The organism is Mesorhizobium sp. B2-3-12, from assembly GCF_006442205.1.
In the GTDB taxonomy this organism is placed as follows: domain Bacteria; phylum Pseudomonadota; class Alphaproteobacteria; order Rhizobiales; family Rhizobiaceae; genus Mesorhizobium.
In genome coordinates this window covers 508,793-515,906 of the sequence record NZ_VFVR01000004.1, presented here as the reverse complement: position 1 = coordinate 515,906, position 7,114 = coordinate 508,793, and the positions used below count along the sequence as shown (strand labels likewise).

7 protein-coding genes are annotated in these 7,114 nt (G+C 62.1%); all 7 read left to right on the top strand.

The annotated features are described in order from the left end of the window. Positions 1-2,232 (top strand): DUF5801 repeats-in-toxin domain-containing protein (locus tag FJ948_RS15855; RefSeq protein ID WP_140705886.1); only part of this gene is annotated, 2,232 nt, incomplete at its 5' end. Positions 2,233-2,303: 71 nt separating this feature from the next. Then, positions 2,304-2,672: a hypothetical protein gene (locus FJ948_RS15850; protein WP_140705884.1), complete on the top strand. Its 369-nt coding sequence runs from the start codon at positions 2,304-2,306 to the stop codon at positions 2,670-2,672. Between the two features lie 648 nt (positions 2,673-3,320). After that, positions 3,321-4,523: an ABC transporter substrate-binding protein gene (locus tag FJ948_RS15840; RefSeq protein ID WP_140705882.1), complete on the top strand. Its 1,203-nt coding sequence runs from the start codon at positions 3,321-3,323 to the stop codon at positions 4,521-4,523. 46 nt (positions 4,524-4,569) lie between these two features. Next, positions 4,570-5,235 (top strand): thermonuclease family protein, encoded by a 666-nt coding sequence (locus FJ948_RS15835; protein ID WP_140705880.1) that lies wholly within the window; start codon positions 4,570-4,572, stop codon positions 5,233-5,235. A gap of 144 nt (positions 5,236-5,379) precedes the next feature. Then, the gene (locus FJ948_RS15830; RefSeq protein ID WP_140705878.1) at positions 5,380-6,135 is read left to right on the top strand and encodes a GGDEF domain-containing protein; all 756 of its coding nucleotides are present in this window, start codon (positions 5,380-5,382) and stop codon (positions 6,133-6,135) included. Between the two features lie 303 nt (positions 6,136-6,438). Further along, positions 6,439-6,807 (top strand): VanZ family protein, encoded by a 369-nt coding sequence (locus tag FJ948_RS15825; protein WP_140705876.1) that lies wholly within the window; start codon positions 6,439-6,441, stop codon positions 6,805-6,807. A gap of 38 nt (positions 6,808-6,845) precedes the next feature. Beyond that, the gene (locus FJ948_RS15820; RefSeq protein WP_140705874.1) at positions 6,846-7,034 is read left to right on the top strand and encodes a hypothetical protein; all 189 of its coding nucleotides are present in this window, start codon (positions 6,846-6,848) and stop codon (positions 7,032-7,034) included. Positions 7,035-7,114 lie beyond the last annotated feature (80 nt).

Genomic DNA, 7,114 nt, shown 5'->3' with positions numbered 1-7,114 from the left:
GTGACCGACAAGGACGGCGACACGGCGACGGCGACGGCCAACATCGGCCAGAACCTGACCTTCCTCGATGACGGCCCCTCGATCTCGGTCTCGACGGCGGTGCAGCCGGTGCTGACGGTCGACGAGACGGATCTGACGGCCAATGCGACGGCGAACTTCGCCGCCAACTTCACCTCGGCGTTCGGCGCCGATGGCGCCGGCACGCTGGTCTATGGCCTGAGCGTGGTGGCGGGTGCGTCGGGTCTGGTCGACACGGCGACCGGCCAGGCGGTCAACATCGCTCTCGTCGGCAACGTCGTCGAAGGCCGCACGGCCGTCGGTGGCGACCTGGTGTTCACGCTGACCGTCAACACGGCGACCGGCGGGGCGACGCTGGACCAGATCCGGGCGGTCGTCCATCCGACGACGGACCCCAACGAGCCGACCAGCCTGAGCGCCGACAATCTGATCAAGGTGACGGCGACGATCACCGACAAGGACGGCGACAGCCAGACGGCCTCGGTCGACATCGGCAAGAACCTGACCTTCCTCGATGATGGTCCGTCGGCGGTTGCCCCGGACTATGCTATTCTATCAAACGGAGCCGGGAGTCCGGTCACATTTGCCTTGGACGCAGACCATACGCTGTCGAACAATTACGGAGCGGACGGTCCCGGCACGGTGAGATTCGCGGCGTCTCTCGACACTGCGGACAGCGGCCTGACCTCGGGCGGCGTGCATATCCTCTATGACGTGTCGCCGGACGGCCATACCTTGGTAGGAACTGCCAATGGCTCGACGGTGTTCACCGTCACGCTCGACCCCCTGGCCTCAACGTATTCGGTGGACATGGACGGAACGATCGACAGCCTGACGCAAGTGAACTTCACCAACGGAAGCTATGACTTCTACGGCAGCAACAAGCCTTGGGCCGGCTTCGTGCCCACCGGCCAAGATAGCGCGCCGGTAAACGACGATTCGAGGGACGTGCTTTTCACGCCGTTCGGTACCGGCACGTCGATCAACGGAAACGCGAATTCCTTTGGTGTCGGCGGCGGTAGTGCCGGACAGAATATCGGCGCAGGCGAAGGCATAAGGGCCGACTTTGTCCAGGACTTGACTGGATCTCCCCCCGCCACCCACGTCTTTGACAAACACTATCTGGTTAATGGTGCCAGCTTCACGTTTGGCGATGGCGGCAGCAACACTCTCCTTCAGATTACGGCCAAAGACGACAACGCTACTACCGGCACCGACGGCAACACGGTGGTCGGCGATGGCCACCTCGATTCCATTACGTCAGTCACGATCACATATGACGGGCAAACGCAGCTTGTCACGCAAGTGGACGCCGCGGCACATGTCTATACAATAGGCAATCCGGGAGGGCTGACGGACAGAAGTTATACGGTGCAATTCGTCGACTTGGGCAGCGGGCACTATGCCGCCCAAATAACGGGCGTGCTCGACACAAACGTTTCCATCGCGACATTCACTGCCGACGGGTACAACAGCCTGGAGCTGTTGAACAAGAGTGGCGACGACTTCGACATTACCGGATTCGGCGCGGCCGTTCAGACTACCGATCCAGTCAACTTCCACCTTCCGATCGAGATCGTGGATGGTGACGGCGATATCGCTGCAAGTTTGATTGGCCTGACATTGAGTGGAACCGGATTCCAGAACCATTCGGCCGACGCCTCAGGCGCTTCTCATCTCTACGCGTCGACGGCGCTCGCGCCCAACATCATCGGGTCTGACTACAACGACACGCTGACGGGCGACGGTTCCGCGAATGTGTTTTATGGGGGAGCCGGAGCCGACATCCTCAACGGCGCCGGCGGCAACGATACGCTCATCGGCGGCCCCGGCAGCGACACCCTCACGGGCGGGGCGGGCAACGACCTCCTTATCGGTGGCGCGGGGGCAGATACGCTTACCGGCGGCACCGGCGCCGATACGTTCAAGCTCGATCAGCTCGAACTAAACATCAAGGACATCATCGCCGACTACAACAAAGGCGAGGGAGACCAAATCGATCTGACCGCGTTGTTTGACACCGCACTGAACCCCAACATCAACAACTATGTACAGTACAATAGCACAACTCATATCCTCAGCGTGGACACCAGCGGCTCGGGCAACGCGGCCAACTTCGTGGACGTGGCGCAATTGACGAACTCACCTGCCGCCGGAACCATCACGATCCTGTACGACGACACCACGCATGCACAGCACACAGTCACGATTTAAAACTTCTGTGCGCTCGTGCCCCCGTGCTATACATTAGCGGAACATGAAATGGCAATTTGGAGAGGGCTTACATGAGAATTAGTTCAAGACTGCTGGTTTCCACTGCAACGCTTTTCTTGGCTGGATCGTCCGGTTATGCCGCCGACATCATCGGCGGCTCGACGGCCGATTATTGCCGCACCGTTGGAACATCCAATCTCGTGCTGACCGAAAACACGGTCGACCTCACGACACAGGTCGTGAAACTGATGGATGAGTCGAGCGCCGTCGCCAGTAGCCCGGAATGGATCAACTCGTCCCGGCCGGTCTTCGTCTGGGCTTCGGAAGCCAAGGTCGCCTGCGGCAAGGCCTATGGCTATCTCAAGACCAATTATCGCGACGAAGACTATCTCAACAAGTGCGAGTGTTTTCACGACCGCATGGTCGAGTACATGAACTGACCGCAAGAGCGAGGGCGCCCGGCGGGTCCGATGATTGGCGATCGCGCACCGCTCGCCGTGATCGCTGGGGCGGTCGCGCTGATCGGTTGGCTGGTGCCGGCCGCGCCGGCAGGGAATTCGAGCCGTCTTCGGTAGAACAGGCACCATCAGCCATCGCGGTGCGGCAGATGCCCTGCAGCGCTGCATCCACGTGGTCGCGCGAGGCCTACATGGCGTTCGCGACCTGCGAGGCATCGATCCACGGCCTTGAACCGATACTGGCGCAACGAGACCCGGTTCTCCGCTCTTTCCGTTCGCTACTGCGAGCGCGCGAGGGCCATACTGGCAAGGGACGGCCTGGAGGTGGTCGGGCCGTTACCCCTCGCGACGTTCGGGTTTTCCGCCCTTTCGCAGGAGCCGGAGAGCAACCCGGCCGGGGCAAAACGTGTCTGCGTACGTAGGTTTTTCGTGCCCGGCCCACGCTATATGAAATGCGCCGACTATCGAAGCGCGGAGCAGGCCAGCCGGATCAAAACGCTCCGCGCGCAGCTGTTTCGCGACTGAGCAAGACGGCCAAATGAGACGCACAATCGCCGCGAAGTGTGTCGACAATGAAGCCGGGCAGGACGTGTTACGGGTATAGACCGCGGACAGGGGTTGGGGGCAAGAATGGTATGTGACCGGAAGGTCCACCACGGTCCGCGGACATGGGCGGTCGCCTGTGCACTGGCCGTGGCGTTGTTCGGCTGTCAATCGGGTGGCTCGGTCTCCGACGCGCTAGACCCGGCCGCCGTCGCCGCCGGGGCTCAGCAGCCGGGTGTCGCAGCCCCCGGTCCCGGTCAGGCCACGCAGACCCTCGGCACGGGACCTGCGCGGATTGCCATGCTGCTGCCGCTGTCCGCCCCCGGATCGGTGGGCGAGAACGGCCGAAAGATGCTCGACGCCGCCAAGCTCGCGATGACGGATCTCGGCAACCCGCTGCTGACGCTCACCGTCGAGGACACAAGGGGTGACGCCACCTATTCCCAGCAACTGGCCGTAAAGGCGATAACCTCGGGAGCGAAAGCGGTCATCGGCCCGACCGAACTGCCGGCGGCCCAGCATGTCGCGAAACTGTCCGGCTCGAACCGCCCGGTGGTCCTGGCCCTTGCCGATAATTTTGCCGGCGGACCCGGTGTCTATGCGGTGTGCCTTACCGAAGCCGACAGCGCGGCGGCGGGCGCCGGCGCGATCGCGGCCAAGGGCGGCAAGAAGTTCGTCCTGCTGGTGCCGGCCGGCGCGAGTGCCGACATTTTCGAAAAGCGGGTTGCCAACAGCCTCAGCGTGTACGGCGCCGCCCTCGCAATAACCATCCCCTATACTAGCGCCGACAGCGCGGCAAAGGCGGTGGCCGACATGGGCTCGCTGGTGGACGCTCCCGATGCCGTGATCGTCGCGAGCGGCGACAGCAATCCGTCGCCAATCCTGATCGCCCTGAAGGCAAAAGGCATTCCGGGAAAATCGACCTCCGTGGTCGGCACGAATCGCTGGCTGGACCATCCGACCAGTCCGCTTTTCGAAGGCGCCTATATAGCGACGCTCGACCAACATGAAACAGGTCCCATTTCGGATCGCTTCAAGGCCACCTTCAACTATCAGGCCGACGTCAATGTCGCTTATGCCTATGACATGGTTGCCCTGACCGCGGGTATTGCGAGCGCTGCCGGACCGAACGGTTTCAACAGGCAGGTTTTCGAGAACCCGAATGGATTTCGCGGATCGACCGGCTTGTTCAGGTTCCGCGCCGATGGTTCCAGCGAACGCTCGATGCCGTTTTACCGGATTGAAAAAGGTGCGCTCAAACTGGTTGCCAAATCAACGCCCAGCTTCTAGCGGGTTGGGCGCGGGCGGCCCGATGGGACAAGCGGGGCGCCTTCGCATGATGATCGCGGTCGCAAGCCTCGAGCTTCTCGTCGGTGTTCTGCTGCTGGGCAAGGCGGCGACCCTGTTCCCCGTCGAACGGGCCGCCGCCATCGAGCCGGCCCCGGATGTCAACGATGACATCGCGCAAGCTCGGGGTCGATCGATCGTCAATTCGACCCGCAAGATTGCCGAGGATCTCATCGCACCACCCCGGATCGAGGGAACCGACATGGAGCGGGTGGACCCTCGTTCGCCGCTTGGCGACCTTGGCCTGGCGTCACGCCCCAAGTCATCGATGCCCAGGGATTGGCGCGAAACGCTGCTGTACCGTCCGGTGGCCACGACGTCGGCCGGCTTCGATTCCATGGGGCGGAAACTGTTCATCAGCGGAACCCAAGGCGTCGAGCCCGACAGGGTCTGCCTGTTTCACGACGTTTCGTGGCCATGCGGGCAGCGGGCGCGCGCGGCTTTCAACAACTGGATGCGCGGGCGGGCGCTGAACTGTTTCGTGCCTCCAGAGGTCGACCGCTTCCCTGTCGCGGCGACATGCAGGCTGGGCAAGCAGGACGTCGGCGCCTGGCTCGTATCGAATGGTTGGGCGCAGGCCTTGCCGAGCGGCATCTATGGCAAGGCGGAGGAAACAGCCAGGACGGCGCAGATGGGAATGTTCGGCCCCCCATAGGCGGCAGAACCGGATTCGCGGCAGAGGCCGGCCTTCTCTCCAGCCAGCTGGGCGATCCATGCCGACGCCTCAAATTGTATTGTTCTTCGAAACCGAAATCCTAACTTGCCGGCCTTATGCTTGGTGATCGAACGGAGATCGACCATGAGCAACGCAGCAGCCGGTGTCCCGGCCCATCACGAATGGAAAACCATTGCCTGGTTGGCCTTCCTTGGAACCACAGGCAGCCTCGGCCTCTCCCTGGTGCTGAACTATCTGCTGTTGTTCAGCGAGACGCTGACGCCTTTCGGGCGCGGCATGATCACCGCGACGCTTTTGCCCGTGGTGATCTGCCTGCCGCTTTTTGTGTTCATAGGCCTGAAACTGGCCGAGATCCGTCGCTATCGGCGGGAACTCAACAGGGCTGCCACCTTCGATACGCTGACGGGTTGCCTGAACGGCAACGTCTTCACGTCGCTGATCGAGAGACGGGCGATCAGAGCTTCCCCGCCGGGCGAGCGATCGGGCGCCTTCCTGGTCATTCATCCTGAACATCTCAACGTCATCAATCTACGCCACGGCCTGAACTGGGGCGACGAAGCCTTGCGCCTGATAGCCTCGAGCATCCGGTCTTGCGTGCGCTCGCAAGATGTCGTCGGCCGCATAGGCGCGTCCATGTTCGGTGTCTTCCTTCCCGGAACGGACGAGGCCGACGCCAGGACGGTTGGCGAGCGTATCCGCGCCAGTGTCGCGCAGGTCTATTTCGCCCCTCGGGGCGCCGAGGAGATCCTGGCCGTGACTGTCGGCGGCGTGGTTTTCGAGCAGGAACTCGACTTCGAGGACATGTTCCGGCCGGCGGAAGAAAGCTTATCGGGCAAAGGCGGTTTCGAACTGTCGCGTATCCAACGCGCTTCAACCTGACGGTCTCCGGCGCCTCCCGAAGCCTTGCGTGAAAGAAGTGGAACCCGCTTTGCCGGGCAACAACCTTCCCAAATCCGGGAAAATCCGCGCTCTCATATCGGCAATAGTAAAAGGCGTGTCCTGCGCCGGCAAGACGGCCTGGGATCTCCTTGTGACCACGAGACGGGGCTCGTTGCTTTCCAAAGCCGGCTGATGCAATCGTGCGAGACAGTGCCAGCCTGCCGCGCGGACGGGCATCGCCAGGCCGCGAAGATCTCGGAACCGGCTTCGATGGCGGGTGTCGAAGCAGACTGTTGGAGCAGAATGAAATTTTACTCAGCCGTCGAACGGATTGCTTTTGTCGTCACGCTGATTGCCGTTCTGGTGCTGGCGCTGCTACCGATACCCCGCCTCGATGAATTCGGCATCGACATCGGCTTCCCCTACGACAAGGCCAACCATGCCAGCGCCTTCGCGGTCCTGGCGTTTCTGGGAGGTCTGGGCTGGCCCGATCGCAAGGCGAGGCTGATCATCTTCCTCGCGCTGGTCGGTGCCGCGATCGAAATCCTCCAGGGCACGTCGCTGATAGGCCGTGACCTCGACGTGTTCGACTGGGTCGCCGACTGCATCGGCATGGCGTTCGGTCTGCTGGCAGCGACCTGCGCGAACTGGATTCGGCGGCGGATACATTGAGATGCCCAGATCAACCAATTGGCAGCACAAGAAACACGATGGCCCTTAAAATCAGGCTTCCAGGCGGCACGTTGAAAGTGAAGCAACATCATGAATTGCGCCGCCGCGAGCAGAAGCGCGAGGTGCCGGTCTGGCAGGTCGGCAAGTATTTTGTCGTCTGGTGGCCGGCGACGATTTCCGACCGTCCGTCCAAACGTCCGGGCGGGGAGCGAAACGACTTTCCCTGACCCTTTGTGAGATCGGCGAACCTGCGTATACTGTCGCAGTCATGGTACTGCGAATCAGATTGCCCCGCGGCACGCTGAAG